Raw genomic sequence first — 385 nt, 5'->3', positions numbered from 1 at the left:
AGTTACCACAGCGGTGGACAGTTCAGGTAATTATGGACCAGTGACCTCTGCGATCAACCAACCGACAGGTACGGTGAGTGGAACGGGGACCGATGCTTCAGGCAACACTGGACCAAGTACCAGCACCGACTATGTCGACAACATTGATCCAGCAGCACCAGTGGTCAATGTCACAGGCAATCCAGATGGTTCGGTAAGCGTCAGTGGCACGGCTGAGCCAAACAGTAACATTGAAATCCGCTATCCAGATGGCAGCACAGTTACCACAGCGGTGGACAGTTCAGGTAATTATGGACCAGTGACCTCTGCGATCAACCAACCGACAGGTACGGTGAGTGGAACGGGGACCGATGCTTCAGGCAACACTGGACCAAGTACCAGCACC

Annotated in this window: 1 protein-coding gene; it reads left to right on the top strand. The window is 53.8% G+C overall.

What is annotated here, in order from left to right; translation table 11 throughout:
• Positions 1–385 (top strand): Ig-like domain-containing protein (locus tag ACTHTY_RS12255; RefSeq protein ID WP_440367897.1); only part of this gene is annotated, 385 nt, incomplete at both ends.

This window comes from Neisseria sp. P0019.S002, assembly GCF_051957155.1.
Taxonomy (GTDB): Bacteria; Pseudomonadota; Gammaproteobacteria; order Burkholderiales; family Neisseriaceae; genus Neisseria; species Neisseria perflava.
The sequence above is the reverse complement of the archived record's forward strand: the minus strand, read 5'-3'. Positions and strand labels throughout refer to the sequence as shown.